Here is a 25,560-nt window from a genome sequence, read left to right as displayed (position 1 = left end):
TTTTTTAAATTTAAAATTTAGAAGATTTTACTTCTCAAATTCCTTTAGTGTGGAAATTATAATATCCACGCAATCTTTTAGTTGCTCCTCATTCATTACAAGTGGAGGCGCAAACCGGATAATATTTCCGTGGGTAGGTTTTGCCAGGAGTCCGTTTTCCTTCAATGCCACACAAATATCCCATGCGGTGGTACTTTCAGGCGAATCGTTAATTAAAATGGCATTCAGCAAACCTTTACCGCGCACCGATTCCACGATACTGGAATTCCTGATATAATCATCCAGCAGCCTTCTGAACAAACCTCCCAGTTTTTCAGCGTTTTCAGCAAGGTTTTCGTCTTTAATAACCTCTAAAGCAGCGTGAGCCACAGCACAGGCCAGTGGGTTTCCTCCAAAAGTAGAGCCGTGCTGCCCGGGCTTGATCACGTCCATCACGTTATTATTAGCCAGAACAGCAGATACGGGATAAACCCCTCCCGAAATTGCTTTCCCCAGAATAAGGATATCCGGCCTTACCTCTTCATGGTCTACAGCCAGTAATTGGCCGGTACGGGCAATCCCGGTTTGTACCTCATCAGCAATAAAAAGCACGTTATGTTTTTCGCAAAGCTCTTTAGTTCTTCTCAGGAAACCTTCAGATGGCACATATACTCCTGCTTCGCCCTGTATAGGCTCCACAAGAAAGCCGGCAATATTATCATTTTCTTCCAGCACTTTTTCCAGCGCGTCCACATCGTCGTAAGGAATTTTTAAAAAGCCCGGAGTATATGGGCCAAAGTTTTTACGGGCATCCTCATCATTGGAGAAGGAAATAATAGTGGTGGTCCTTCCGTGGAAATTATTTTCGCACACCACAATCTGCGCCTCGGTTTCTTTCACACCCTTGGTTTCGTAAGCCCACTTCCTGGCCAGTTTAATTGCTGTTTCCACAGCCTCGGCACCTGTATTCATTGGCAACAGCTTATCGAAACCAAAATATTCGGTAGCGTATTTTTCAAAAGGCCCAAGCACGTCATTATGAAATGCACGGGAAGTTAAGGTTAGCGTGGCGGCCTGTTTATTTAACGCCTCTATGATTTTTGGATGGCAATGCCCCTGGTTTACCGCGGAATAAGCCGAAAGGAAATCGTAGTACTTCTTCCCTTCCACATCCCATACATGCACGCCTTCGCCCTTGCTTAAAACGGCAGGTAGCGGGTGGTAATTATGAGCTCCGTGTTTATCTTCCAGTTGAATAGCCTCTTCTGAAGACTTGATTTGTGTTAATGACATTTCAAAAATTTTATTCTTTTCACTTCTGCAATTCCTTCTTGTCCCGCTCTAAAATCCGCGGTATTGGAGAGAAATCATCCCTTTTTCCATTTTTCGCAAATTACTAAATGTTTACTGAAATTTTCAAGGCCAGCCCTATTAAATCTTGCCAATTATCCTATTTTTGCGCTATGGCCAGAAAGAAAAAAAACAAGCTTTTTGAAGCAGTAGAAGTGCTTGATGCAGGCGCCAAAGGTAAAAGTATTGCCAAAGCGCCGGACGGAAAAGTGATTTTTATCAATAACGCGGTACCCGGTGATGTTGCCGATATCCAGACCGTGAAAAAACGGAAATCCTATTACCAGGGAACCGCAGTGAATTTTCATGAGCTTTCTCCCAAACGGGTGGAGCCGGTGTGCCAGCATTTTGGCACCTGCGGAGGCTGTAAATGGCAGTTTATGGACTACAAATTCCAGCTGGAGTACAAGCAGCAGGAAGTAGAAAACAACCTGCGCCGCATTGGCAAAATTGAACTTCCTGAAATTACTCCTATCCTGGGCTCCAGGGAAATTTATTTTTACCGTAACAAAATGGAATTTTCTTTTAGTGACAGCCGCTGGCTTACGATGAAGGAAATAAAAAGCGGGGAAGATATTGAAAACAAAAACGCCCTTGGTTTTCACATCCCGGGAATGTGGGACAAGATCCTGGACATTAAAAAATGCCATTTACAGGAAGACCCCAGCAATGCCATCAGGAATTTCGTAAAGATTTTTGCTACTGAAAATAACATGCCTTTTTTCAATGCAAGGGAGCAAGCAGGGTTTTTGCGAACACTTATGATACGCACCTCCTCTACCGGTGAAATTATGGTACTGCTTCAGCTTTTTGAAGAAAATATAGAAAATCGGGAATTGCTGCTTGATAATATTATGGCAGAATTTCCCGAAATCACCTCCCTGCAATACGTGGTAAATTCCAAAGGAAACGACACCATTTACGACCAGGAAGTGATTTGCTACCATGGCCGCGACCATATTTTTGAAGAAATGGAAGGGCTTAAATTTAAAATTAACGCCAAGTCCTTTTACCAGACCAACTCTGCCCAGGCATACGAATTATATAAAATAACCCGCGATTTTGCTAATTTACAGGGAGATGAAGTGGTGTACGATTTGTACACAGGCACCGGCACCATTGCCCAGTTTGTCGCCGCTAAGGCGAAAAAAGTCATTGGGGTTGAAGCAGTTCCGGAAGCGATTGAAGACGCGAAGGAAAATGCCAAAAGGAACAATATTGAAAATACAGAATTTTTTGCCGGGGATATGCGAAAAGTGTTTACCCGCGATTTTATCAATAAAAACGGCCATCCCGACGTTATAATTACCGATCCCCCACGGGACGGGATGCATAAAGATGTGGTGGCCCAGATAATTGCTATCTTGCCGGAAAAGATTGTTTACGTAAGTTGCAATTCTGCCACCCAGGCGAGGGATTTGGAAATGCTGGACCAATATTATAAAGTAACCAGGGTGCAGCCTATAGATATGTTCCCCCAAACTTTCCACGTTGAAAATGTGGTTTGCCTTGAAAAAAGATAATGAAACACATGATTTTCAGAAATAGGTTGTTTTTTGGCTTGCTGCTGATGTTAGTGGCTTTTAGCGGTTGCCAGAGGGATGATATTTGCCCGGAAAGCACCCAAACCACTTCCCTGCTCATCATTCGGTTTTATGATGTTGATGACAGGGTTACTTTCCAATCCCCAACCAATTTGCAGATAAAGGCTGTTGGCGATACCACGGTTTATACAAACGATTTGTTTAATACCGATAGCCTCGCCATTCCATTAAGGACAGATGCCGATGTTACCTCCTACGAATTTACCTTTAACTATGCTGAAGGGGACGATATAGATCCTGATAGTCCTGTGGAGCAAAACAATACCGACACCCTTACTTTTAGTTATATAAGGGACCAGGAATACCTCAACAGGGCCTGCTCTTTCAAGATTAACTATTCTGAACTGGATGTTGAAACTGAAGCCGGAGAGGATGGAGCATGGATACAGGCCTACCAAATTGAACAAGAAGAAGTTACCAATGAAACTGAAGCACACCTCTCTTTATATTACTAATCTGCTACTGCTTTTGCTTTTCTTCGGAAATTTGCAGGCACAGGAACAGGAGATTCCGCCCCCTTCAGTTCCAGACAGCGTTCAGTATAAACAAAAGTTCGGATTGCGCGCCGGGGTAGACCTGAGTAAATTGCTGCGGACTGCCTTACAGGATGATTACAGCGGCTTGGAAATTGTGGGGGATTACCGGGTTTATAAAAATTTCTATGCCGCTGCTGAAATTGGGAATGAAAAGATAACTTTTGCTGAAGGCCTTATTACAGCCACTTCAACCGGAAGCTATATAAAAGTGGGAGGCGATTATAATGCCTATGAAAACTGGCTGGACATGCAAAACAGCATCTTTGTGGGCCTGCGTTACGGGTTTGCCACTTTTTCACAGGACCTTGAGGAATATACCATATATACCACCACCTCCTATTTTGAACCTGATGTACGCACTCCCGAAGATGGCGAAACCACCGGCCTTACCGCTAACTGGATCGAGCTTATTGCGGGCATAAAAGTGGAAGTTCTCAATAATCTTTTTCTCTCTGCCAATGTGCAGCTTAAAAGGCGGATTGGCCAAAGTACCCCTCCAAATTTTGACAATCTCAGCATTCCCGGCTTTAACAGGACCTATGATGACAGCAGTTTTGGAGTAGGTTTTGGGTATACTATTTCATATCTGCTACCACTTTATAAAAAATAGCCGTTAGACAATAGACGGTAGACGGTAGAAAAGTTTAAAGTTTCAGGTTTTGAAGTTTTCTGTTTCGGCAGAATTTCTGCTGTTAACTCCCAACTTCGTACTTTAAAATTCTAACTTCTAATTTCTAACTTCGTACTTCCTCTTTCTTCCCGCAGCATTCGCAGATTAGCGCAGAAATTATTTTGAATGATGAATTCTAAATTTTGAATTTCACTAAAAAACTGTTACTTTCCTTCGCTTTTCACCACATTGCTCCGACAGAATTCGCAGATAGCGCAGAAATTTCCCTAAAGTTGGTAATCGATTCCGAACCTAAGTTCTAAATTCGTATTTCAAACTTCCAACTTCTAACTTCGTCCCTCGCTTCTCCCTTTCTTGCTTCCCTCGTAAATTTCGTACTTCAGCAAGCGGGATTCCAACGCGCCGTTGTACATCTTAATTTTTCTTGAAGGTCTTAATCCTACATTTTTAACTGCTTCAAGATTAGAGGTGATAAACCATGCCTGGGTGCCGGGGTAGCTTTGCTTCAGCGTATCGCCAATTCTTTTGTAAAATTTCGGCATATCAATTTCCAGTCGCTCCCCGTACGGCGGATTAAAAACCATGTGCAAATGCCGCTCGTTCTCTTTTTCGCTTTCAAAGAAATCCTGCCTTTCAATTTTAATAAATTCAGAAAGGTTGGCATTTTTCACATTATCGATGGCCTTATGCACTGCGGAAGGTGAAGTGTCATAGCCCTTAAGGGTAAAATGAAAATCCCTGATTTTCTTCATCACAGATGCTTCAATTTTCTCAAAAAGATCTGGATCCCAGTCTTTCCACCTTTCAAAAGCAAATTCCTTGCGGTTAAGGTTCGGCGGAATATTACAGGCAATCATTGCCGCTTCAATAAGAATAGTCCCGCTCCCGCACATGGGGTCCAGGAAATCGCTCTGCCCGTTCCAGCCGGAATGCAGCAACATTCCCGCGGCAAGCACTTCGTTGATGGGGGCGATATTGGTGGCGGTTTTATAACCCCGCTTGTGCAAAGACTGTCCCGAACTGTCGAAACTTACATTGCAGGTATTTTTCTCAATATGAATATTCAACCTTAACGTGGGAAAATCCAGGTCTACATCTGGCCGCTTTCCAAATTTATCCCGAAACCGGTCTACAATGGCATCTTTGGTTTTAAGGGAAATATATTTGGAATGGGTGAAAGTATCGGAATGTACTGTGGCATCTACGGCCAGTGTATCATTCACATCCATAAAATCCTCCCAGGGCAAAGCATATATGCTTTTATAGAGATCTTCTTCAGAATATATTTTAAAGCTTTTATAGGGCTTCAGGATTTTAATCGCGGTACGAAGGCACAAATTCGCCTTGTACATAAAGCCGTTATCGCCCACAAAACTCACGTTACGTGTTCCTTCCTTTACATCCATAGCGCCTAAAGCCATAAGTTCTTTTGCAAGAATAGGTTCGAAACCAAACATGGTCTTGGCGATCATTTTAAAATTATTTCCCATATCACGTTTTTAGAGAACCGCAAAAATACATTAATTTTGGCCGTTATTGAAAGATGTGAAGATGTGAAGATGTGAAGATGTGAAGTTAGAAGTGAATTTAAAGCCTAAAGCTAAAACAAAAAAATCCGCTGCCAGAAATGATCTATATTTTACCCTTGCTTTCTGTTCTTGCGGGTTATGTTATTTCTCTGTTTCTAAAGCCTGGGAGTTCCGCAGGCTTTAAACTGTTGCTATCCTTCAGTGGGGCTTACCTGCTATCGGTAACGGTTTTTGAATTGCTGCCTGAGGTTTACCAGAGCAGCAGTGCCAATATTGGTATTTTTATCATGCTTGGCCTTCTCTTGCAAATTGTGCTGGAATTTGTTTCCAAAGGAGTGGAGCATGGCCATATGCATCACCAGGAAGAGGCTGGAAAATTCCCGTTTTTGCTCCTAACAAGTTTAAGCCTGCACGCGTTGCTGGAGGGTTTCCCTATACATGACCATGGCCACCTGCTGCACGGGGTGGTAATCCATAAAATCCCCGTGGCGGCCATATTATCGGTTTTCCTGATGCGCTCGAAAATGAGTAAACTGGCTATCTTCTTGTTTTTGACATTTTTCGCCCTTATGACACCCTTGGGCAGCTGGCTTCAGGAAAATTTTGAATTTCTTCAGCAGTATTCAGCCCCAATAAACGCGGTGGTAATCGGAATTTTTCTACATGTTTCCACCACCATTTTATTTGAATCGGCTAAAAACCATAGTTTTAATATCTCAAAACTGGCAGTAATCATCCTGGGAATCCTGCTGGCCTATTTCATTTAACCGGGCATGGCAGAAAACAGAAAACTCAAGAACAATGTTCAGCAGAGAAGAATCAAAAAAGCTTACACAGGAATTTTGGACAGGCTTCGGAAAAAATTTTCCGCATAAATGGATCCTGTATAACACGAAAATTAAGGAAATCCAGCTGAAGTTTACTTTTACCAGAAAAATGGCACAGGTTTCTATGGATGTGAGTTCGCAGGATGAAGTAATCCGGGCTTATTATTTCGAAAAGATGCTTTCGCTGAAGAAAATTCTTCTTGCTGAATATTTACCTGATGCCATTTTTGATGAAAACTATGAACTTCCTGAAGGGAAGATCATTTCGCGCGTTTATGTGCAGCTGGATGGGGTAAGCATCCATAACAAAGACCACTGGCCTGAGGTTGAACGGTTTTTCGTAGAAAATATGCTGAAAATGGAAGAATTCTTCACCGATTTTAAAGATTTTATAAAATCCTGAAAATTTAGTATTTGAACCAGCTTAAACAAAGAGAGAAAAGAAGAATTTATGGCCTGGACAGCCTAAGGTTCGCGGCATTCTTAATGGTCTTCCTTTTTCATTCTTCAGAAGCCTTCTTTTTTGGATTTTTGGGAGTGGATTTTTTCTTCGTGCTTTCCAGTTTCCTGCTTACTTATCTCGCATTTACTGAAATTGAAAAAACAGGGGAATTTTCCCGTAAAAATTTCTTTCTGCGCCGGGTACTCCGGATTTTTCCTTTATACTACCTGGTGGTTTTCTTCAGTTTTGTGCTCCTTCCTTTTTTAGCTGAAAAAGCCGGCGTTGCAATCACCCTGCCTGAAAAGGAATTTTACTTCTGGACCTTTCTTTCCAACTACGATAATAGTCAATATCTCTTACCGCTGAAGTTTTTATGGTCTATTGCCGTGGAAGAGCAGTTTTACCTGCTTTTCTTATTGCTGAGCCTCTCTTTCAGGAAACATTTCTGGTATATCATTAGCTTTTTGCTGCTGGTTTACGTGGTTTTTATGATTTCTGAAGATTATTTTGGCTGGGAACGCTATAAGAGCGTATTGCTGCACCTGGTTAATTTCGCTTTCGGAATGGCCGCCGGTTACCTGTTTTACCTGGGAAGAATTAACATAAAAAAGAGAATTCTACTGCCCGGCCTGCTTCTTTCTTTTATTTTGCTGTTCCCAACAGTAAGAATCCCCATTCTATTTAACCTGCTGTTATCCCTGTTTTTTGTGTTGCTTATCTTCAGCATTACATATTTTGGAAAAAAATTAGCCCGTACGCATATTTTCAGGCTTAGCGAATACCTGGGAAAATATACGTACGGGCTATATGTTTACAGCGGCTTTGTTATTGTGTTCTTCAACAAATTTTTAAGCCTGCACTCCAGGGCACTAAGCATGCTCCTGGAATTCATTTTCTTACTTATAGTTGCTTTTCTTTCTTACCATTTATATGAAAAGCATTTCCTGAAGCTGAAAAAGTATTTCAGGAAAGTTTGATTTCAGGAGATAAAAGGCTGTAAATAAATTTAATCGTTGAAGTACACTCCATTAGGATTAATCCCAACTTCATAGGAATTCAACAGGCTCCCATCTGCAGTGCTGTAGATAAACAGATCTCCGTCTCCGGTAAAATCAGCATTGGCTGAAGCGGCATAGATTTTACCATTTTCAACTTCAAAACCATAAAGGGAAGCGACTTCAGCTAATTCCACAAAAGCAATTTCCGGCAATGTAGTGGCATCTTCGCTAAAGGTGTATACAGAAGAGCCCAGCGTATAATATACCATATCATTTTCAATATCCAGATTACCAGGATGATCTGTAGCATTTGGAAAAGCAAATTCCGCTACTATATCATTAGAACCAAGGTCAATTTTTATAATTTTACCTGCCGATTCGGCTTCAGGATCGGGATAAGAACCCATTCCTGCCACGGCAACCCAAAGGGCCCCGTCTTCAATCTCCATAGAGCCCGGGCTTATGCCCACGTTTATGGTTGTTGTAACTTCATTAGCTGAAGCATCTATTACAGTAATTTTATTATTTACAGAATAGCCGCCCGAAAGAGCTATATACAAGTTTCCATTCTCTTCCAGGATTTCTTCAGGGCCTTCTTCAACACTAATAGTTTCTAAAACAGTAAAACTTTCCAGGTCAATCACAGCCACATAGTCATCATCTGGATTTGTCGCATCTCCCCAGTTGGTAACATAGGCCCTGCTTTCAGCAAAAGCAATGTACCTCGGATTCTGAATTCCCTCATCAATAGTTGCAACAGATTTAAAGGTGTTTCTATCCACAACTTCAAGGGTATTGGATACATTTACCATTATAAACGCATAATCTCCATAGAAGCCCATACTCTGCCCCGTATCTCCAAGGGCCGCACCGGAATTTTCATCTGCAAAAACATTTTTAACCACGGTGCCGGTTTCTTCATCTAAAAAAGAAACTGTACTATTTCCAGAGTTCCAGACTCCTTCATTTAAAACAAAAACACCACTGGCATAGTCTCCCTCTGCTACAGGCGTCTCATTAATATCATCATCATTTTCACAGGACGTAAAAAAAGTAAGGGCGGCTAAAGCCGGAATAAAAAGTTGTTTGATCTTCATTTTCATATTTATTAAAATTTAAAACTAAGTGAACAATTATAGGACCGTCCCGGCATTGGCCTGGATGGTAAACTTTGGTAACTTTTATTGTAAATATTCCGTACTTCCAGCCCTAAAGTGAGAAAATCCTTTTTCCCAAAACTATAGTCAATTCCCGCATTTGAAACACCGTAGCCTTTTAGCTGATAATTATTATCTGAAGAGGTGTAAATACTGCCGTTATAAAGAAACTGGTAGAAAAGTGACAAATCATTATATGTATATCCCAATGAAGCAGTGCCCTTGTGCCGCGGAGTATAAATAAGCTCTTTATCCAGCACCTCATCATTGGTTTTTGTATAGCTGTAATTGGTATTTAGACTGAAGTGGTGCCCGCCATAATTTTTCTCAAATTTTCCGCGGAATTCCAATCCATAATTTTTTACGCTTTCAGTATTTTCAGGACGCCAGGTGCCACGGGAATTTGGAACCCAACGAAGCAAATCATCAATTTTCATCAGAAAAGCAGTTACGTTGAATTCAAAATCGCTAAAAAGAAGGTTCTGGCTTATTTCTCCCTGGTAGGAAGTTTCCGGGTCAAGATCTGGATTTCCACCGGAAGCCCAGAAAAGGTCATTATACGTTGGAATCCTGAAATTCCTTGAGAAATTGAGGCGCACCTCATAAAAGGAAGTCATGCTATAACCTGCCCCAAGGGAATATAACAATGGAGATTCATAGGTGTTGGTCACCTCTTTTCTGGCACTTACTTCATAAAAAAACCTATCTAAGTCATGATTGAATAAAAGTGCGAAGGCACCAAAATTTCTCACATTCTCAGCAATATCAGAACCTTTTCCATCTGTATTTCTGTAATCCAGGAGGGCATTCAGGTTCATTCCGGGAGCTATCTCGTAGGTGAGGTCATATTTGGCTATTTGAGTGGCCGCTTTTCCATAAGTAAAATTCTGACTGTTACGGTTTTCAAAATATTTATATGCTTCATCCAGGTAAGCAAGTTTTAGGGAAGAGATAAAATTGTTGAAAAAGCCCTTCCATTCAAACAAATTACGACTGTTTACATCTTCATATTTGCTATTGGAAGGAGCAGCAAGTGTCCCGGAGAAACCACGTTCGCCTTTATAAAAATTGCTGTAAAATTTCAGGATATTGTTTTCGTTCAGCCAATGCGCAATTCCCGCGCTCATACTGGTGTTATAAAAATCACCATTTTCATTGCGCTTTTCCGTTCCCAGGTATTCATAATCATTTTCAGATGCAATTCCGGAAAGGTTGATATAAACGCTGGTCCTTTCTGAAGATGCCTCAGCTGAATAATTTAAAATATGGGTATCAAAACTTCCTGTTTCCAGCCTCAGGCGATTATCAAATTCGCCGTCAAACCTAAAACGATTATTGAGATGAATGCTACCGCCAATGGCACCACTGCCATAGAGGACGCTCCCCCCGCCTGCCCTGACCGTAATATTGTTATAATTTGAGGTATTGATCGTATTAAAATCGGTTTGGCCATTAAACCGGGAATTAATATTGATCCCGTTCCAGACTACCGCTGTTTGAGAAGCTGTTGTACCCCGGAAAGAAGGGGAAGAAACACCTCCCACTCCATTTTCTTTAAAGAAGATTGGAGTGTTGTACTTTAACAAAGAAGTTAGAGAAGGCTCATTTTCGGCAATTGTGGAATCGTTTAAAACCGAAATTTCCTGTGTTCGGGAATGCCTGATAAGCTTTACATCGCTTAGTACAACTTCTTCGAGTTTAGTGATGGAATCCTGTTGTGCCAATGCAGGTAAAGCATAAAACAACAGCAGAAATAGAATGTAAAATTTTGTGTTTTTCATCTGCCTCTGACTTTTATCCCGAAAGCCTCGATTTTAAAGTTTGCTTTTGGCAGGTCTCCTGGCTTGCGTCTTGTTGTTTACCTTCCCATCCATTACGAACAGTGGTATTTTGAAGTGATAACAACAAGCATCCCAACGGGACTAAGCTTACAGTTGCGGGAACAGCTCAGGCTTTTTGAAGTTAGAGGTTAGTATTGTGAAGTACGAAGTTGTAAAAACTTTTAACTTCTAATTTCGCACTTCTAACTTCTTCCTGATTCCCTTTTAATCTGTACCGAAAAAACTCCGGCACCGAACCAAAAATTCTTTGCGAAAATAAACATTTATGTTTGTTGACAGCTTAAATTTTTAAATAATCTTACTTTTGGATTTTAAAACCATTCCCTTTGAAGAAAATCAGTTTCCTTTTACTTCTAATAACATTAAGTGCCTGTAAAAACCCGGAAAAAAAAGAGAAATCCTCCTATTTATCTGAAGGAGAAAAACTTGAGATAAATTATGCCACTGGTTTTGAAATTGAAAATTTTGAACATTACACTATTGTTGAAGTAAAAACTCCCTGGCCCAATGCCGAGGAAAATTTCCGTTACCTCTTAGCTGAAGAGGATGCTAAAATTCCTGCCGGCCTGGAGTATGACCAAAAAGTAAAAATTCCTGTAGAGCAGATTGTGGTCACTTCCACTACCCACATCCCCGCTTTGGAAACTTTGGAAGTAGAATCATCCCTCAAAGGTTTTCCCGGCCTAGACTTTATTTCTTCAGAAAAAACCAGGAAACTTATCGATGCCGGGGAAATAAAAGAACTCGGGAAAAATGAAGATCTTAATACTGAAGTTTTGATCGATTTGCAGCCGGATGTGGTGATTGGCTTTGCAATTAACGGCAATAATACTGCTTTTGAAACCATCAGGAAAACCGGAATTCCGGTGGTCTATAATGGCGACTGGACAGAGGAAAGTCCGCTGGGCAAAGCGGAATGGATCAAATTTTTCGGCGCATTTTTCAATAAAAACCAGGAAGCGGAAATAATTTTCAACCAGATCACGACGACTTATAAGGAAGCCACGGAATTGGCCAGTACCGCCAGAGAATCTCCAGAAGTCTTAAGCGGTTCCATGTATAAAGACCAGTGGTACATGCCTTACGGAAATTCCTGGACTGCGCGATTTATTAAAGATGCCAACGCCAACTATGTTTATGCTGAAACCGAAGGAAGCGGCAGCATGGCCCTTTCTTTTGAAAGCGTCCTGGCAGAAGCACAGGATGCAGATTACTGGATAAGCGCCGGCCAGTTCACTTCTTACAAAGAACTTTTTGCAGATTCCCAACATTACCGCCAGTTTGAAGCCGTAAAAAATAACAATGTGTATAGCGTAAGCCTGGTAAAAGGAGCAACCGGCGGAGTGGTATATTACGAACTGGGCCCCCAACGGCCCGATCTTGTTCTAAAAGATTTAATTTCAATCTTTCATCCCGATTTGATGCCAGCTTACCAGAGAACATTTTTTAAAGCTTTGGAAGAGTAACAAACTTGTAAAAAATACTTATCTTTAGTTTATGCAAATCGAAAAAAAAGATAACGAAATACTTATAAAAGTCCCGGCAGGAACATACCTTCCAGGCCTACAGCGTATGATAGATTATATCAAATACCGGGAAATAGCATCTAAAAGTAAAGCCAGCGAAAAACAGATTGAGGAACTTGCTCAAAAATCCAAATCAGATTGGTGGGAAAAAAATAATAATCGATTCCTTTAATGATCATAATAGTTGACACTAACATAGTTTTTAGTGGCATCTTAAATCCTGAAGGAGACATAAGCGATATTTTATTAAATTCCGGTGATATTTTTCAATTTTATTCTCCAGGTTTTCTTCTTGAAGAACTGGAAAAACATCATCAAAAACTACTTCAGATTTCCGGTTACTCAGAAACTGATCTTAATTTTCTGAAAATATCATTACTCAAGAAAATCGAATTTATTAACCCTGAATTCATTCAGCAGTCTAACTGGGTAAAAGCCGCCGCACTTGCCAAGGATGTAGACGCTTACGACATTCCTTTTATAGCTTTAGGCCTTCAGCTAAACGCACCTCTGTGGACAGGAGATAAAAAATTAATGCAAGGATTACAACGCAAAGGATACAATTCAATTTTAAATACTAAACTTTTAGAAGAAATTCGAGACAAAAAGTAATCCCCTTGCAGGATTCCCTCTTAAGGATAAAAACTGTAATTTCGCTTCTCAAAAAATATCTAACCAGTTCATTGGTATCTTTTGCATCAGAATTCAACGAAATACCGTATCCTTCTTATTCTTCTCTTTATCGGAGTGATCCTCCTTCTATTTTTAAACATTAGCCTTGGTTCCGTAAATATTCCTGTTAAAGACATTTTCGGTTCTATTTTTCATGGTGAGATTACCAGGGAAACCTATCGTTATATAGTGCTGCAATACCGCCTGCCAAAAGCTTTTACAGCTGTAATTACAGGCTCGGGTTTAGCGATTAGCGGGATGCTCATGCAAACCCTCTTTCGAAACCCCCTGGCGGGGCCTTATGTTTTAGGCCTTAGCAGTGGTGCGAGTTTAGGAGTGGCACTGGTGATAATGGGCGCCTCGGTTTTTGGTGGGACATTTGCCGCTTTGTTCCTCTCAAAATGGAGCCTGGTAATCGCTTCCAGCCTGGGAAGCCTGCTTGTTTTAATGGCAGTTATGCTGGCATCGCTAAAGTTGCGGGACACCATGGCCATCCTCATAATAGGTCTAATGTTTGCCAGTCTTACCGCAGCGGTAGTAAGTGTATTATCTTATTTTAGCCCGGCGGCAGACCTGCAACAGTACATCTTCTGGTCTTTTGGCAGCCTGGGAAACCTTTCGTGGCCTGAGGTGGGCATACTGGCCTTATTCTGGGTATTGGGTACAACCTTGGCTATTTCCTGCATAAAAAACCTGAATACCCTGCTTTTAGGGGAACAATACGCTAAAAGCCTTGGGGTAAGCATCAGGAGAAATCGATTTAAAATTATACTGGCTACCAGCATCCTAGCCGGCAGCATTACCGCTTTTGCCGGCCCCATAGCTTTTGTGGGGCTGGCGGTGCCGCACCTGGTACGGCAAATCCTGCCGGTAAACGATCACAGGATCCTGCTTCCTGCTGTAATCCTGTCGGGCGCCGCTTTAATGCTTATCTGCGATATTGCAGCGCAATTGCCGGGAAAAGAATTCACCCTGCCCATTAATGCCATTACTTCCATGATAGGTGCACCGGTGGTAATCTGGCTTTTAGTAAGAAAAAGAAAATTCCTGTTTTGAAAGATACTGCCACCCCCATTTTAAAAACGGAAGCGCTTAGCATTGGCTATCAGAAAAAAGCGCAACAACAGCTAATTGCTGCGGGTATTGATATTGAAATAAAGGCCGGGGAGCTGGTGGCGGTTATTGGGGTAAACGGAATTGGAAAATCTACTTTTTTAAGGACACTTAGCGGAATTCAGCAGCCGCTGGCAGGAAAGGTACTTTGCAATAATATTGAAATTGGTAAAATAGATGCGCTGGAGCTGGCTTCACTCATCAGCCTCGTGCTTACAGAGCAGCCTGTTTCCAGGAATTTGAGCGTTTTTGAACTTGTGGCTTTAGGGAGGCAGCCTTACACAAATTGGATTGGAAAACTGGGCAAAAATGACCTTAGGCAGATTATTTCATCATTAAAACTGGTAAATATTGAATCGCTCCAGGACAGGAAATGCTATGAACTTAGTGACGGGCAGATGCAAAAAGTGCTTATTGCGCGTGCAATAGCCCAGGACACTCCCCTGATTATTTTAGATGAACCCACCACGCACCTGGATCTCTATCACAAAGCTTACGTTCTAAAATTGCTGAAGGACCTCACCAGGAAAACAAAAAAGGCTATTGTTTTTGCTTCACACGAAATAAATCTTGCCATTCAATTATGTGATAAAATCATTTTGATGCAGCCCGGAAAAGTAAAATTTGGACCACCAGAAGAATTGCTGAAATCAAGTTCCTTTTCTGAAATTTTCCCTTCAGATATCATTTCCTTCGACCCGGAAACAGCTTCTTTCAGGATCAAATCCTAATTAAAACGGCCTTAGCTTAACAGGATAAAATCAAATAATTATCTTTGGAAGAAATAGCCTCTCCCGCATGAATGAAATTATCCTTTTTTCGGTCATTTTTATACTTGCCATTCTGCTCGGAATTTTCCTTGGAAGCCTGATATCACGGCTGAAAACCGGCAAAAATGAAGGCCTTCTTCAGGAGAAATTAAATCAACAATCACTTTATATAGAAGAATTAAAAGAACTGAATAACAAGAATTTAGCAGATTACAAAAACAATCTTAATGAAGCAAAAGAAAGCCTGCTAATAAAATTAGCAGAGACAGAAAAGCAGCGGGAAGCACTTCGCAGGGAAAAAGATCTTCTTAGCACCAGTCTTACCCGAAAAAATGCCGATTTTGACCACCTCCTGGAGCGGCAAAGAGAGCAAAAAAAAGAGATGGAAAACCTTCAGGAAAAGTTCTCTGTTCAGTTTGAAAATCTCGCCAATAAAATCCTCGAACAGAAGTCTGAAAAATTCACTTCCCTTAACAAAGAAAACATTCAGAATATCCTGAATCCGCTTCAGGAAAAAATCAGGACTTTTGAAGAGAAAGTCAGCAAAAACAATGATGATTTTATTTCCCGCCATGCCGAACTTGGCAATTATCTAAAGATCCTGAATGAACAAAATTTAAAGATTAGCGAGGAGGCGAATAATCTTACCCGCGCACTTAAAGGCGAAAATAAAACCCAGGGAAATTGGGGAGAATTAATCCTGGAACGGGTACTTGAAAAATCGGGCCTGGAAAAAGACCGGGAGTATTTTATTCAGAAGGCGTATAAAGATGAGGAAGGAAATAAGGTTTTGCCCGATGTGGTTATTCACCTTCCTAACGACAAGAAAATGATTATCGATTCCAAGGTTTCCTTATCGGCTTATGAGAAGTACGTAAATGAAGAAGATGAAAATTTAAGAAGCAGGTATTTAAAAGATCATCTTAAATCCCTAAGCAATCATATCCTGCAATTAAGCGCCAAGAAATACGAAGATTTGCATGGCGGTGATTCGCCAGATTTTGTGCTGATGTTTGTACCAGTAGAGCCTGCGTTATATCTGGCCCAGGAGCTTGATAATTCCTTCTTCTATACCGCCTTTCAAAAGAATATCCTGCTGGTAAGCCCCACTACCCTGCTGTCTACACTGCGCACCATAGATACCATATGGAGCAATGAGAAGCAACAGCAAAACGCGCTGGAAATTGCCAATCATGCAGCTTCGCTTTATCATAAATTCAAAATTCTGCTCGATGAACTTGAAGTGGTGGGGAACAGGCTAAAATCTACTTCTACGGCCTATAACGGAGCGATGAAAAAGCTTACCGGGCAGCAGAACCTCATAAAGGACATTGATAAACTGGAAAGCCTTGGTATTTCCCCGAAACAGAAGCTTCCACAAGAATGGCTTAAAAGAGCCAAAATTGAACCTGATGATGATATTAATGATACAAGCAGCCTTAATTAGATGAAAAATAAAATTAAGTTATTTAGTATACTAAGCCTCTTCCTTTTTGTCCTACCTCTTATGGCGCAGGATATTTATTTTCCGCCGCGCGGGGATTGGGAGAAAAAAGAAGCTTCCACTTACAACCTGAACTTTTCAGAAGCAGTTAAATTTGCTGAAAACAATGAATATTCAGAGTCCAGGGATCTACGCCAGGCAATTTTAAAAGGATTTCAAAGCGAACCTTACCACGAAATTTTAGGCCCCACAAAAAGGCGTGGCGGCCCGGCTGGCATCATTCTTAAAGATGGCTACATTGTGGCAGAATGGGGAGATACAGAAAGGGTGGACATGACTTTTAGTGTTACCAAAAGCTTTCTCTCCACCACTGCACTGCTTGCACTGCAGCAAAATCTTATTACCGATGTAAATGACAAGGTTGGAGAATATCTTTGGGACGATACTTTTGAAGGGCCACATAACAGCAAGATCACCTGGAAACATTTGTTACAACAAAATTCTGACTGGAGCGGAGAACTCTGGGGATCTTATGACTGGGCCGACCGGCCGCCATCTGATCAAAATATTGACGAATGGCGGGGAAGAGAGTTGCACGAACCTGGAACCTATTTTAAATACAATGATGTTCGCGTGAATGTGCTGGCGTATTCGCTGCTAAATGTGTTCCGTAAACCGCTGCCAAAGATCCTTAAAGAGGAAATTATGGATCCTATAGACGCATCTACAAAATGGCGCTGGTTTGGTTACGATAATTCCTGGACCACCATAGACGGCCTTAAAATTCAATCTGTTAGTGGCGGCGGGCATTCCGGCGGCGGCATGTTTATAAATACCAAAGATATGGCTCGCTTTGGGCTGTTATTTATGAACAACGGCAACTGGAATGGACATGAGCTTATTTCCGCAGAACTTATAAAAGAAACTGTACAGCCCTCTACCCCAAATCCCAATTATGGCTATATGTGGTGGCTTAATGCAGACGGCCCTCGCCAATGGGAAAATATTAATGCGAATATCTTTTATGCTGCAGGGTTTGGTGGGAATTTTATAATTGTGGATCAAAAGAATAATCTGGTAATTGTAACCAGGTGGCTGGAACCTTCTAAAGTAGAGGACTTCATGCAAATTCTCTATAAAAACATTTAGAATGAAAAGAACCTTATATATCATATTAGGAAGCATCTTTCTGTTGTTTCTCGCTTATTTTGCCTTTGTATATTTTGTCCCCTACAGTGAAGGCACCAGGAGTGGTGAGCTTATTAAATTCAGTAAGAAAGGAGTGTTCTCCAAAACCTGGGAGGGAGAAATTAGCCAGGGAATAAGCGGCGCCCAGATCTTCCAGTTTTCAGTATTGAACAATGATGAAGAACTAATAGAGAAATTACAGGAAAATGAAGGTAATTACGTGAAGCTCACCTATATGGAGAGATATGCCACTTTTTTCTTTTGGGGCGACACGAAATATTTTATAACCGAAGTTAGAGAAGCTCAATCCCCACATTTTAGAAATCGATGACGACCAAAAAATTTAAGACCGTACAAGAATCCCAGGTAGTAATTTCGGAATTAATGCTCCCCTCGCATTCCAATTTTAACGGAAAAATTCATGGCGGATATGTCCTTTCGTTGCTGGACCAGATCGCTTTTGCCTGCGCTTCCAAGCATTCCCAGGCCTATTGTGTTACTGCAAGTGTAGATACGGTAGATTTTCTAAAGCCCATAGAAATTGGCGAACTGGTGACAATGAAGGCATCTGTAAATTACGTTGGGAACAGCTCTATGGTGATTGGCATTCGCGTGGAGGCCGAAAATATACAGACGGGAGAGCTGAAGCATTGCAATTCTTCCCATATTACAATGGTAGCGAAAGACAGTAATGGCAAATCTGTAAAAGTGCCCGGCTTAATATTGAAAACCGATAATGACATCAGGCGTTTTGCCAAAAGCCTTAAACGGATTTCCATGAAGAAAACCAGAAAACAGGAATTTCAGGACACCGATTTTATTTCTGAAGAGTACTTGCATATACAGGAGCTCGATAACATCAAAATAGAGCGATAATTGAAAGTTAACTGGTTTATTGTCGCGATTTTTGTTGCGATTATTATCGCGTATTTCCTTCCGCAGGGGAATGAAATTCTTCCGCTAACCACCATTATTGATATTGGAATTGGACTGATCTTCTTTTTCTACGGATTAAAATTATCTCCTTCAGAATTTAAAGCGGGCCTTAAAAATTACCAATCCCATCTTATTATCCAGCTCACCACCTTTGTAGTTTTTCCCGTTTTGGCCCTGGCGTGCCTCCCGCTTTTTGAAGAAGGTACTTCTTCCCAGTTATGGATTGCCCTATTCTTTTTCGCCACATTGCCTTCAACAGTATCCTCATCTGTAGTAATGGTGTCTATCGCCAAAGGAAATATTCCAACAGCCATTTTTAACGCCAGCCTTTCAGGACTTATTGGAATTTTTGCCACCCCACTCTGGTTAGGAATTTTTCTTCAGAATTCCACCAATTTTGAATTTGGGAATGTACTGCTAAAATTATTTCTACAGATTATCCTGCCATTAATAGCAGGCTTGTTTTTTCAGAAAATCGTAGGTGATTTTGTACAAAAGCACGGGAAAAAATTCGGCTTGATAGATAAATCAACTATAATTCTTATAATTTATTCCAGCTTCAGCAACTCTTTTACTTCCAGTATTTTCCAAACAGTAAGTGTGGGAGACCTGCTAAAGCTTTTTGGGTTAATCGTCCTTTACTTTTTTATAATTTACTATGGCCTTAATGCCCTTTGCAACGCCCTTAATTTTGATGTTGAGGATAAAATTGCCACGCAGTTCTGCGGAACAAAGAAATCGCTTGTACATGGCTCTGTGATGGTAAAAGTGATTTTTGGAGGTGCGGCAGCCACCGGGCTTCTGCTTTTGCCCATTATGCTTTTTCACTCTCTTCAGTTAATTGTTATTGCCTATTTCGCGGAAGGATATAGAAAACGAAAAATTTAAAGTTCAGGTCAATAAATTCACATTCTGCTTATAAATTTTTTCAGAATCTTCTATCTTTATTAAAATTTTAAAAATGAAGGATAAGCTCTTCGGCTTAATTATTTTCTCTGCTATCTTCTGGTCCTGCCAGGAGAAAAAGGAAGAACAAAAGGCCGAAACAACTAATACGCAGGTCATTGTTGAAGAGAAGGAAACTATTCCACAAAAACAATGTTTTCTTTACGCTAATGATAATGACACCATTAACCTGGGATTGGAAATATTAGGAGACCAGGTAACGGGATATTTGATGTATCATCTTGCTGAAAAAAACAAAAATACCGGAGAGATTGTGGGAGAAATGAAAGGTGACACGCTTTTTGCCGAATACTTCTTTTCTTCGGAAGGCAGGGAATCCAAGAGGGATGTTTTTTTTTTGAAAGATGAAAAAAGCATTATTGAAGGGCATGCCGAGATGGAGCAAACAGAAGAAGGCATGAAATTTATAGAGAATCCTGATATAAATTTTGACCACAATATTGTACTCCAAAGAACCAACTGTGGCGTTAATTAACTCAGAAACCTGCCAATATTCACAATATTAACAGTAAATAATATCCAGCCAATTATAAGCAGCAGCCCGCCCAGAGGAGTTACCGGTCCCAAAAACCTGAGTTTTTTCCCTGCCGCATCGCTAAGCACCAATCCGTAAATACTAAAAGAGAACAGAAAAACACCTATAATAAAACACCAGGCAGTTAGTTGTTGACCCAAATTAAGAAAAGGAAAGGCTATTCCTGTTATTATAAGAATTACAGCATGATACATTTGATATTTAACCCCGGTTTCAAAACTCTTTAATTGCTCTTCATTTAATCGCTTTTTGAGGGCATGTGCACCAAAGGCACCAAAAACCACCGCTAAAGTACCATAAATACCGCCAAATGTTAAAACAAGCTCTTTCATTGCTAAAATTTAGTAAAAATTGAGGACCACGCGACTAGTGGCCGATGCAAAAAATACAATTTATTGCTATATTGATTCCAAAATGTATAGTTATGAAAAAAGTTTTATTTATCGGAATTTTTTGTTCCATGTTAATTATGAGTTGTAGTCCCAATGTTGTGGGTACCTGGAATATTGACCGCTACGAAGTGGATAACCAGAAAGGCCAGAATTTTACAACCCGCAATGCCGGGGAATTGGTAATAAACAAGAACGGCACTGGTGAAAAAAATGTGGAATACAATATGTTCCAAAACGAATTTAGCGATGCACAGGATTTTAGATGGACCATGCAGGGCGATGACCTGATTACCATTACCAGCACCAACTCTTATGAAAATTCAGATTTTGATAAAACATGGATAATGGTCACCAACAAAAAGAAAGAACAGGTTTGGAAATCTACCGATGGTAAAAATTCGGTTCAGGTTTTAGAATTAAGCAAGAAATAATGCTTTAACATATCAGAAGAACGAAAAACGGCCGCTATAAAGCAGCCGTTTTTTTGCGTTAAGATTTTAGTTCCTATTTACTCAGGTACATCTTCCGTCGCGAATAAAGATCATAAAATGCATCATCTTTCAGACTGTCGATAAACAGGATACTTTCTCCCGTACTTTTCATTTCCGGGCCAAGCTGCTTATTAACCTTCTGGAATTTATTAAATGAGAAAACCGGCTGCTTAATGGCATAGCCATCCAGCTTCGGGTTAAAATTAAAATCCCTCAGCTTCTTCTCTCCCAGCATGATCTTGGTTGCATAATTCACATAAGGCTCCTTATAAGCTTTGGCAATAAAAGGAACTGTTCTGGACGCCCGCGGATTGGCTTCAATTATATAAACCTTTTCATCTTTTATGGCAAACTGGATATTGATAAGGCCAACAGTATTCAGCGCGAGCGCGATTTTTCTGGTATGGTCCTTAATCTGCTGCATTACCAGGTCTCCAAGATTAAAAGGAGGAAGCAGCGCATTTGAATCTCCGGAATGGATCCCACAGGGTTCAATATGTTCCATGATCCCTATAATATAAACATCTTCCCCATCACAAATAGCATCGGCTTCGGCTTCTATAGCGCCGTCCAGGTAATGGTCCAGTAAAAGTTTATTATTGGGTATTTTCCTTAGAAGATCTACCACAGTCTCTTCCAGCTCATTCTTATTGATTACAATCTTCATTCCCTGGCCGCCAAGCACATAAGAAGGCCTTACCAATATTGGAAAATCAAGCTGATCTGCAAGTGCAAGTGCTTCCTCGGCATTCTCGGCGGTACCAAATTCAGGATAAGGAATGTCGTTTTCCTGCAGTAATCTTGAAAAACTTCCGCGATCTTCAGCTAGATCCAGCGCCTTAAAGCTGGTTCCCATTATCTTTATGCCATAACGGTCCAGTTTTTCAGCAAGTTTAAGGGCTGTTTGCCCTCCCAGCTGCACGATTACCCCTTCCGGGTTTTCATGCCTGATAATATCATAAATATGCTCCCAGAACACCGGTTCGAAATAGAGCTTATCGGCAATATCAAAGTCGGTTGAAACCGTTTCCGGGTTACAATTAATCATGATGGTTTCATAACCGCATTCGGCTGCCGCAAGCACTCCGTGAACACAACTGTAATCAAACTCAATCCCCTGGCCTATTCTGTTTGGTCCTGACCCAAGGACTACGATTTTCTTTTTATCGCTCGATGTACTCTCATTGGACACATATCTTTTTCCATCAGCGGTTTCAATTTCAGCCTCAAAAGTGGAATAATAGTATGGAGTCTCAGCTTTAAATTCTGCAGCGCAGGTGTCTACCAATTTATAAACCCTGCTAATTCCCAATTCTTCACGCCTGCTATGCACCTCACTTTCTAAACATTTCAGCATAAAGGCAATCTGCCTGTCGGCAAAACCTTTTTGTTTAGCTTCCAGGAAAAGATCTTTAGGAAGGCTGTTGATATCATATTTTGAAACTTCAACTTCCAGGGCAAAAAGTTCCTCATACTGCTTAAGGAACCACATATCGATTTTTGTAATTTCATGGATGCGGCTTAGGGGGATACCTGCCTGTATCGCATCATAAATCACAAAAACCCTGTCCCAGCTTGGATTGGTGAGTTTATCAATAATTTCATCATACTTGGTGTAGCCTTTACCATCGGCACCAAGTCCATTTCTCTTAATTTCAAGAGATTGGGTTGCTTTATGCAAGGCTTCCTGGAAAGAACGTCCTATTCCCATTACCTCTCCCACAGATTTCATCTGAAGGCCCAATGTGCGCTCGCTTCCTTCAAATTTATCAAAATTCCAACGAGGAATTTTCACGATCACATAATCCAGGGAAGGTTCAAAAAGCGCTGAAGTAGTTTTTGTAATTTGATTTTCCAGCTCATCAAGAGTATAACCCATCGCCAGCTTGGTGGCTACTTTGGCAATAGGATAACCTGTAGCCTTTGAGGCCAATGCTGAAGAACGGGAAACCCGCGGATTTATCTCTATGGCATAAATTTCTTCCTGCTCATCTGGACTCACGGCGAATTGAACATTACAGCCTCCTGCAAAATCCCCAATGCTGCGCATCATTTTGATAGCAAGGTCCCGCATACGCTGGTAAGCGGTATCACTTAGCGTCATGGCCGGCGCAACGGTAATGGAGTCCCCGGTATGAATGCCCATAGGATCCATATTTTCTATGGTACAAATAATTACAACATTATCATTCTTGTCCCGCAGCAACTCCAGTTCATATTCCTTCCAGCCAAGTAACGCCTTATCGATCAAAACTTCATGAATTGGTGAAGCTTCAAGGCCATAGGTTAACATTTCTTCAAAATCTTCCTGGCGATGAACAAAACCTGCTCCGCCTCCCCCGAGGGTGAAAGAAGCCCTTATCACCAAAGGAAAACCAAATTCCTGAGCCACTTCTTTCCCCTGAAGGTAAGAAGTCACCGTTTTGGCCGGTGCAACAGGAATTCCGATTTTACCCATTAATTGTTTAAACTTTTCACGGTCCTCACAAATGTTGATTGCATCTATATCAACTCCTATCAATTTTACCCCAAAATCTTTCCAGATCCCTTTATCTTCAGCCTCTATACATAAATTAAGGGCAGTCTGGCCTCCCATGGTGGGAAGCACCGCATCTATTTCAGGATGTTCTCTCAAAATCTCCACAATAGATTTCGTGGTAAGCGGCTTCAGGTAAACATGATCGGCCATGGAAGGATCGGTCATGATAGTAGCCGGATTGGAATTAATAAGTACGGTTTCCACTCCATCTTCTCGCAAAGACCGAAGTGCTTGTGTTCCGGAATAATCGAATTCACAGGCCTGGCCAATCACAATGGGACCCGAGCCTATTATTAAAATACTTTTGAGGTTGTTGTTTTTGGGCATCTGGAAGTTTATTTGGTTATAAAAGTAAGAAGCTATTGGGTATAAAAAAAGGCGTTACTTAAAAAGTAACACCTTTATTATTTTCGATATTAAAAAACCATTAGTGCTTGTGTCGGTTCTCAGAAGATACAGATAATTTTTTTCTGCCTTTGGCCCTTCTTCTGGCCAGGACTTTTCTACCGTTCACACTAGCCATACGCTCTCTAAAGCCATGCTTATTTTTTCTTTTTCTCTTAGATGGTTGAAACGTTCTTTTCATTTTAAATATCTTTAATCTTCTGTGAAATCTCTTTTAAAAGCAGTTCCTAAAACTGCGTGCAAATATACAAAGCTTTTTAACTCTTCCAAACACTAAATGGAAATAATTTTTAATTGTTTTTATTACCTTTGCCGCCTGCAAAACAAAGAGAAGCATGTTTAATAAGAATATCAAATTAGTTTTAGCCGGATTGATAATCCTTTGGGCCTTCTGGCAGTTTTTTGAAGGGAATATTGGAAACGGAATAGCCCTTATTCTGCTGGCGGGAATTTTTGTTTTCCTTTATTTTAAAAATGAAATGATTCTTCTGGCTTTTCTCAGGCTGCGGAAGCAGGATTTTGACGGCGCAAAGAAATGGCTGGACAAAATAAAAAACCCTGAAAGCGCTTTTACTAAAAAACAACAAGGTTATTACTGGTACCTGCACGGATTGATGCTTTCGCAAACCAATATTACCCAGGCTGAAAAATACTTCAAAAAAGCCATTCGACTTGGCCTTTCCATGGACCAGGATTTGGCTATGGCCAAACTAAACCTTGCAGGCATCGCTATGACCAAGCGAAGAAAAAGGGAAGCTACTAATTTACTTGCCGAAGCGAAGAAGCTTGATAAGCATGGCATGTTAAAAGATCAGATTAAAATGATGAAGCAGCAAATGAAGAAAATTTAAGCGCTTTTCTTCCAGGATAAAGCTACACTCCCTTCATTTACCCGATATTCCTGTCCTTTAACGAAAATATTTCTGCACGGCCTATCCCTGGCATACCTTTGCAATTCAACAGGCCAGCCAGGAATGCATGAAGAAATTTTTACTCTTACTTCTTTTCATCACCGGGTTAAACGCCCATTCCCAGGAGGAGAATAGCACAAAAATCTATTTCTCCCAGGCGCTTTATTACCATTTACCAAAATATGAAGCCCGCGCAAAAAAAGCCTATAGGTTTAATGATTATGAAAGAGGCCGGTTTTTATTCGATTCCCTTGTAAATAATTGCCTTCGATATACTTATATCGATAACTTTAAATTTTACCGCTTAAATAAGAAGCCCGTTCATATATACGATTTTAAAAAACCCGTGTACCTGATTACTTATGCTTCCTGGTGTATCCCGGAAAAAGGTGAAATTCCGGCAATTAATGAACTTGCTAAAAAATACGAAGACAAAGTAAAATTTGTTGTGCTCTTCTGGGACAAAGCAGAAACCGCTAAAAAGTTATCTGAAGAATTCAATAAAAAAGTTTCTGTGGTATATATAGATGAAGCTCAAAACAATGATCCCTTTACTATTAAAAACCTCAAACACTCCCTTGGCCTGCCAACCTGTTTTCTTATTTCAGAAAACAATCAGATTATGGACATAAGAAGGAGTGTTTTTCTCCCTTACAATACTCCCCGGGAGGAATCTTACGAGCGCAACTACAAATCTATGGAAGAGGGGATTTCCAGCCATCTCACCGGCAGCTCCCGTGAGAATGAAATGGCCAATCTTCTTCCTTTAGAACAGTAA

At 40.7% G+C, this 25,560-nt stretch carries 27 protein-coding genes and 1 riboswitch; of the genes, 20 read left to right on the top strand and 7 right to left on the bottom strand.

The window, feature by feature from the left end; all coding sequences use genetic code 11:
* Positions 1 to 27 precede the first annotated feature (27 nt).
* Positions 28 to 1,272 carry an ornithine--oxo-acid transaminase gene (gene rocD / locus RM553_RS10780; RefSeq protein ID WP_311534931.1) on the bottom strand — a complete coding sequence of 415 codons (1,245 nt, stop codon included), beginning with the start codon at positions 1,270 to 1,272 and terminating at the stop codon, positions 28 to 30.
* A gap of 170 nt (positions 1,273 to 1,442) precedes the next feature.
* Between rocD and rlmD the strand changes: the two genes are divergently transcribed.
* From rlmD to RM553_RS10765, 3 genes are read left to right on the top strand one after another with little or no spacing between them, the layout of a single operon-like run.
* Entirely contained in the window at positions 1,443 to 2,852 is a 1,410-nt protein-coding gene (rlmD, locus tag RM553_RS10775; protein WP_311534930.1) for a 23S rRNA (uracil(1939)-C(5))-methyltransferase RlmD, read from the top strand.
* An 8-nt stretch (positions 2,853 to 2,860) separates the two neighbouring features.
* Positions 2,861 to 3,388 (top strand): DUF6452 family protein, encoded by a 528-nt coding sequence (locus RM553_RS10770; RefSeq protein ID WP_311534929.1) that lies wholly within the window; start codon positions 2,861 to 2,863, stop codon positions 3,386 to 3,388.
* Complete coding sequence (locus tag RM553_RS10765; protein WP_311534928.1) at positions 3,354 to 4,079, top strand: DUF6048 family protein; 726 nt, start codon at positions 3,354 to 3,356, stop codon at positions 4,077 to 4,079. Before RM553_RS10770 ends, RM553_RS10765 begins: the two co-directional genes overlap by 35 nt.
* 347 nt (positions 4,080 to 4,426) lie before the next feature.
* Here RM553_RS10765 and RM553_RS10760 read toward each other — a convergent pair whose 3' ends face one another.
* The gene (locus tag RM553_RS10760; RefSeq protein WP_311534927.1) at positions 4,427 to 5,590 is read right to left on the bottom strand and encodes a THUMP domain-containing class I SAM-dependent RNA methyltransferase; all 1,164 of its coding nucleotides are present in this window, start codon (positions 5,588 to 5,590) and stop codon (positions 4,427 to 4,429) included.
* A 137-nt stretch (positions 5,591 to 5,727) separates the two neighbouring features.
* Here RM553_RS10760 and RM553_RS10755 point away from each other — a divergent pair, with 137 nt between their 5' ends.
* The 3 genes from RM553_RS10755 to RM553_RS10745 are packed head-to-tail and all read left to right on the top strand — an operon-like array spanning position 5,728 to position 7,875.
* Complete coding sequence (locus RM553_RS10755) at positions 5,728 to 6,396, top strand: ZIP family metal transporter (RefSeq protein WP_311534926.1); 669 nt, start codon at positions 5,728 to 5,730, stop codon at positions 6,394 to 6,396.
* A gap of 34 nt (positions 6,397 to 6,430) precedes the next feature.
* Complete coding sequence (locus RM553_RS10750) at positions 6,431 to 6,859, top strand: DUF4268 domain-containing protein (protein ID WP_311534925.1); 429 nt, start codon at positions 6,431 to 6,433, stop codon at positions 6,857 to 6,859.
* An 11-nt stretch (positions 6,860 to 6,870) separates the two neighbouring features.
* The gene (locus RM553_RS10745) at positions 6,871 to 7,875 is read left to right on the top strand and encodes an acyltransferase family protein (RefSeq protein ID WP_311534924.1); all 1,005 of its coding nucleotides are present in this window, start codon (positions 6,871 to 6,873) and stop codon (positions 7,873 to 7,875) included.
* A gap of 29 nt (positions 7,876 to 7,904) precedes the next feature.
* Here the strand turns inward: RM553_RS10745 and RM553_RS10740 are convergent, their stop codons facing one another.
* Both RM553_RS10740 and RM553_RS10735 read right to left on the bottom strand, forming a co-directional pair.
* On the bottom strand, positions 7,905 to 8,999 hold the full coding sequence (locus RM553_RS10740; RefSeq protein WP_311534923.1) for a DUF5074 domain-containing protein: 1,095 nt from the start codon (positions 8,997 to 8,999) through the stop codon (positions 7,905 to 7,907).
* A gap of 5 nt (positions 9,000 to 9,004) precedes the next feature.
* Positions 9,005 to 10,834: a TonB-dependent receptor plug domain-containing protein gene (locus tag RM553_RS10735; protein WP_311534922.1), complete on the bottom strand. Its 1,830-nt coding sequence runs from the start codon at positions 10,832 to 10,834 to the stop codon at positions 9,005 to 9,007.
* A 31-nt stretch (positions 10,835 to 10,865) separates the two neighbouring features.
* A riboswitch (cobalamin riboswitch) is annotated at positions 10,866 to 11,150 on the bottom strand.
* A gap of 70 nt (positions 11,151 to 11,220) precedes the next feature.
* On the opposite strand from RM553_RS10735, the gene RM553_RS10730 reads away from it, so the two are divergent.
* From RM553_RS10730 to RM553_RS10680, 11 genes are all read left to right on the top strand, one after another.
* Positions 11,221 to 12,360, top strand: coding sequence for an ABC transporter substrate-binding protein (locus RM553_RS10730; RefSeq protein WP_311534921.1), 1,140 nt, complete (start codon positions 11,221 to 11,223; stop codon positions 12,358 to 12,360).
* A gap of 31 nt (positions 12,361 to 12,391) precedes the next feature.
* Positions 12,392 to 12,592, top strand: coding sequence for a hypothetical protein (locus RM553_RS10725; RefSeq protein ID WP_311534920.1), 201 nt, complete (start codon positions 12,392 to 12,394; stop codon positions 12,590 to 12,592).
* Positions 12,592 to 13,032 carry a PIN domain-containing protein gene (locus tag RM553_RS10720; RefSeq protein WP_311534919.1) on the top strand — a complete coding sequence of 147 codons (441 nt, stop codon included), beginning with the start codon at positions 12,592 to 12,594 and terminating at the stop codon, positions 13,030 to 13,032. Before RM553_RS10725 ends, RM553_RS10720 begins: the two co-directional genes overlap by 1 nt.
* 81 nt (positions 13,033 to 13,113) lie before the next feature.
* Positions 13,114 to 14,148, top strand: a complete 1,035-nt coding sequence (locus RM553_RS10715; RefSeq protein ID WP_311534918.1) for a FecCD family ABC transporter permease — start codon at positions 13,114 to 13,116, stop codon at positions 14,146 to 14,148.
* A complete protein-coding gene (locus RM553_RS10710; RefSeq protein WP_311534917.1) occupies positions 14,145 to 14,936 on the top strand; it encodes an ABC transporter ATP-binding protein in 792 nt (263 codons plus the stop codon). The genes RM553_RS10715 and RM553_RS10710 overlap by 4 nt, the downstream gene beginning before the upstream one ends.
* 67 nt (positions 14,937 to 15,003) lie before the next feature.
* Positions 15,004 to 16,422 carry a DNA recombination protein RmuC gene (locus RM553_RS10705; protein WP_311534916.1) on the top strand — a complete coding sequence of 473 codons (1,419 nt, stop codon included), beginning with the start codon at positions 15,004 to 15,006 and terminating at the stop codon, positions 16,420 to 16,422.
* Positions 16,423 to 17,568: a serine hydrolase domain-containing protein gene (locus RM553_RS10700; protein ID WP_311534915.1), complete on the top strand. Its 1,146-nt coding sequence runs from the start codon at positions 16,423 to 16,425 to the stop codon at positions 17,566 to 17,568.
* Position 17,569: 1 nt separating this feature from the next.
* Positions 17,570 to 17,938, top strand: coding sequence for a 6-phosphogluconate dehydrogenase (locus RM553_RS10695; protein WP_311534914.1), 369 nt, complete (start codon positions 17,570 to 17,572; stop codon positions 17,936 to 17,938).
* A complete protein-coding gene (locus tag RM553_RS10690) occupies positions 17,935 to 18,483 on the top strand; it encodes an acyl-CoA thioesterase (RefSeq protein WP_311534913.1) in 549 nt (182 codons plus the stop codon). The genes RM553_RS10695 and RM553_RS10690 overlap by 4 nt, the downstream gene beginning before the upstream one ends.
* Positions 18,484 to 19,431 carry a bile acid:sodium symporter family protein gene (locus RM553_RS10685; RefSeq protein ID WP_311534912.1) on the top strand — a complete coding sequence of 316 codons (948 nt, stop codon included), beginning with the start codon at positions 18,484 to 18,486 and terminating at the stop codon, positions 19,429 to 19,431. It begins immediately after the preceding gene.
* A gap of 73 nt (positions 19,432 to 19,504) precedes the next feature.
* Positions 19,505 to 19,984, top strand: coding sequence for a hypothetical protein (locus RM553_RS10680; protein ID WP_311534911.1), 480 nt, complete (start codon positions 19,505 to 19,507; stop codon positions 19,982 to 19,984).
* On the opposite strand, the gene RM553_RS10675 is transcribed toward RM553_RS10680, so the two are convergent.
* On the bottom strand, positions 19,981 to 20,376 hold the full coding sequence (locus RM553_RS10675; protein ID WP_311534910.1) for a DUF423 domain-containing protein: 396 nt from the start codon (positions 20,374 to 20,376) through the stop codon (positions 19,981 to 19,983). The genes RM553_RS10680 and RM553_RS10675 overlap by 4 nt on opposite strands.
* Positions 20,377 to 20,468: 92 nt before the next feature.
* On the opposite strand from RM553_RS10675, the gene RM553_RS10670 reads away from it, so the two are divergent.
* On the top strand, positions 20,469 to 20,867 hold the full coding sequence (locus RM553_RS10670; protein ID WP_311534909.1) for a hypothetical protein: 399 nt from the start codon (positions 20,469 to 20,471) through the stop codon (positions 20,865 to 20,867).
* A gap of 73 nt (positions 20,868 to 20,940) precedes the next feature.
* Here the strand turns inward: RM553_RS10670 and carB are convergent, their stop codons facing one another.
* Together carB and rpmH are read right to left on the bottom strand one after the other, a co-directional pair.
* Entirely contained in the window at positions 20,941 to 23,793 is a 2,853-nt protein-coding gene (gene carB, locus RM553_RS10665; RefSeq protein ID WP_311534908.1) for a carbamoyl-phosphate synthase large subunit, read from the bottom strand.
* 100 nt (positions 23,794 to 23,893) lie between these two features.
* Positions 23,894 to 24,052 (bottom strand): 50S ribosomal protein L34, encoded by a 159-nt coding sequence (gene rpmH / locus RM553_RS10660; RefSeq protein ID WP_013071475.1) that lies wholly within the window; start codon positions 24,050 to 24,052, stop codon positions 23,894 to 23,896.
* Positions 24,053 to 24,206: 154 nt separating this feature from the next.
* On the opposite strand from rpmH, the gene RM553_RS10655 reads away from it, so the two are divergent.
* A complete protein-coding gene (locus RM553_RS10655; protein ID WP_311534907.1) occupies positions 24,207 to 24,722 on the top strand; it encodes a DUF2892 domain-containing protein in 516 nt (171 codons plus the stop codon).
* 127 nt (positions 24,723 to 24,849) lie between these two features.
* The gene (locus RM553_RS10650) at positions 24,850 to 25,560 is read left to right on the top strand and encodes a TlpA family protein disulfide reductase (RefSeq protein ID WP_311534906.1); all 711 of its coding nucleotides are present in this window, start codon (positions 24,850 to 24,852) and stop codon (positions 25,558 to 25,560) included.

This window comes from Autumnicola tepida, from assembly GCF_031846485.1.
Lineage (GTDB): Bacteria > Bacteroidota > Bacteroidia > Flavobacteriales > Flavobacteriaceae > Autumnicola > Autumnicola tepida.
Note: the sequence above shows the minus strand (reverse complement) of the source record. Positions and strands in the feature narration are given on the sequence as shown.

What these genes read in the sequence shown, in the direction of transcription:
- RM553_RS10735 (WP_311534922.1), bottom strand. Translation starts at nt 10,834, where the DNA reads ATGAAAAACACAAAATTTTACATTCTATTTCTGCTGTTGTTTTATGCT.
- RM553_RS10725 (WP_311534920.1), top strand. Translation starts at nt 12,392, where the DNA reads ATGCAAATCGAAAAAAAAGATAACGAAATACTTATAAAAGTCCCGGCA.
- RM553_RS10720 (WP_311534919.1), top strand. Translation starts at nt 12,592, where the DNA reads ATGATCATAATAGTTGACACTAACATAGTTTTTAGTGGCATCTTAAAT.
- RM553_RS10750 (WP_311534925.1), top strand. Translation starts at nt 6,431, where the DNA reads ATGTTCAGCAGAGAAGAATCAAAAAAGCTTACACAGGAATTTTGGACA.
- RM553_RS10655 (WP_311534907.1), top strand. Translation starts at nt 24,207, where the DNA reads ATGTTTAATAAGAATATCAAATTAGTTTTAGCCGGATTGATAATCCTT.
- RM553_RS10770 (WP_311534929.1), top strand. Translation starts at nt 2,861, where the DNA reads ATGATTTTCAGAAATAGGTTGTTTTTTGGCTTGCTGCTGATGTTAGTG.
- RM553_RS10670 (WP_311534909.1), top strand. Translation starts at nt 20,469, where the DNA reads ATGAAAAAAGTTTTATTTATCGGAATTTTTTGTTCCATGTTAATTATG.
- RM553_RS10740 (WP_311534923.1), bottom strand. Translation starts at nt 8,999, where the DNA reads ATGAAAATGAAGATCAAACAACTTTTTATTCCGGCTTTAGCCGCCCTT.
- RM553_RS10760 (WP_311534927.1), bottom strand. Translation starts at nt 5,590, where the DNA reads ATGGGAAATAATTTTAAAATGATCGCCAAGACCATGTTTGGTTTCGAA.
- carB (WP_311534908.1), bottom strand. Translation starts at nt 23,793, where the DNA reads ATGCCCAAAAACAACAACCTCAAAAGTATTTTAATAATAGGCTCGGGT.
- rlmD (WP_311534930.1), top strand. Translation starts at nt 1,443, where the DNA reads ATGGCCAGAAAGAAAAAAAACAAGCTTTTTGAAGCAGTAGAAGTGCTT.
- RM553_RS10675 (WP_311534910.1), bottom strand. Translation starts at nt 20,376, where the DNA reads ATGAAAGAGCTTGTTTTAACATTTGGCGGTATTTATGGTACTTTAGCG.
- RM553_RS10650 (WP_311534906.1), top strand. Translation starts at nt 24,850, where the DNA reads ATGAAGAAATTTTTACTCTTACTTCTTTTCATCACCGGGTTAAACGCC.
- RM553_RS10700 (WP_311534915.1), top strand. Translation starts at nt 16,423, where the DNA reads ATGAAAAATAAAATTAAGTTATTTAGTATACTAAGCCTCTTCCTTTTT.
- RM553_RS10690 (WP_311534913.1), top strand. Translation starts at nt 17,935, where the DNA reads ATGACGACCAAAAAATTTAAGACCGTACAAGAATCCCAGGTAGTAATT.
- RM553_RS10755 (WP_311534926.1), top strand. Translation starts at nt 5,728, where the DNA reads ATGATCTATATTTTACCCTTGCTTTCTGTTCTTGCGGGTTATGTTATT.
- rocD (WP_311534931.1), bottom strand. Translation starts at nt 1,272, where the DNA reads ATGTCATTAACACAAATCAAGTCTTCAGAAGAGGCTATTCAACTGGAA.
- rpmH (WP_013071475.1), bottom strand. Translation starts at nt 24,052, where the DNA reads ATGAAAAGAACGTTTCAACCATCTAAGAGAAAAAGAAAAAATAAGCAT.
- RM553_RS10680 (WP_311534911.1), top strand. Translation starts at nt 19,505, where the DNA reads ATGAAGGATAAGCTCTTCGGCTTAATTATTTTCTCTGCTATCTTCTGG.
- RM553_RS10695 (WP_311534914.1), top strand. Translation starts at nt 17,570, where the DNA reads ATGAAAAGAACCTTATATATCATATTAGGAAGCATCTTTCTGTTGTTT.
- RM553_RS10705 (WP_311534916.1), top strand. Translation starts at nt 15,004, where the DNA reads ATGAATGAAATTATCCTTTTTTCGGTCATTTTTATACTTGCCATTCTG.
- RM553_RS10765 (WP_311534928.1), top strand. Translation starts at nt 3,354, where the DNA reads ATGAAACTGAAGCACACCTCTCTTTATATTACTAATCTGCTACTGCTT.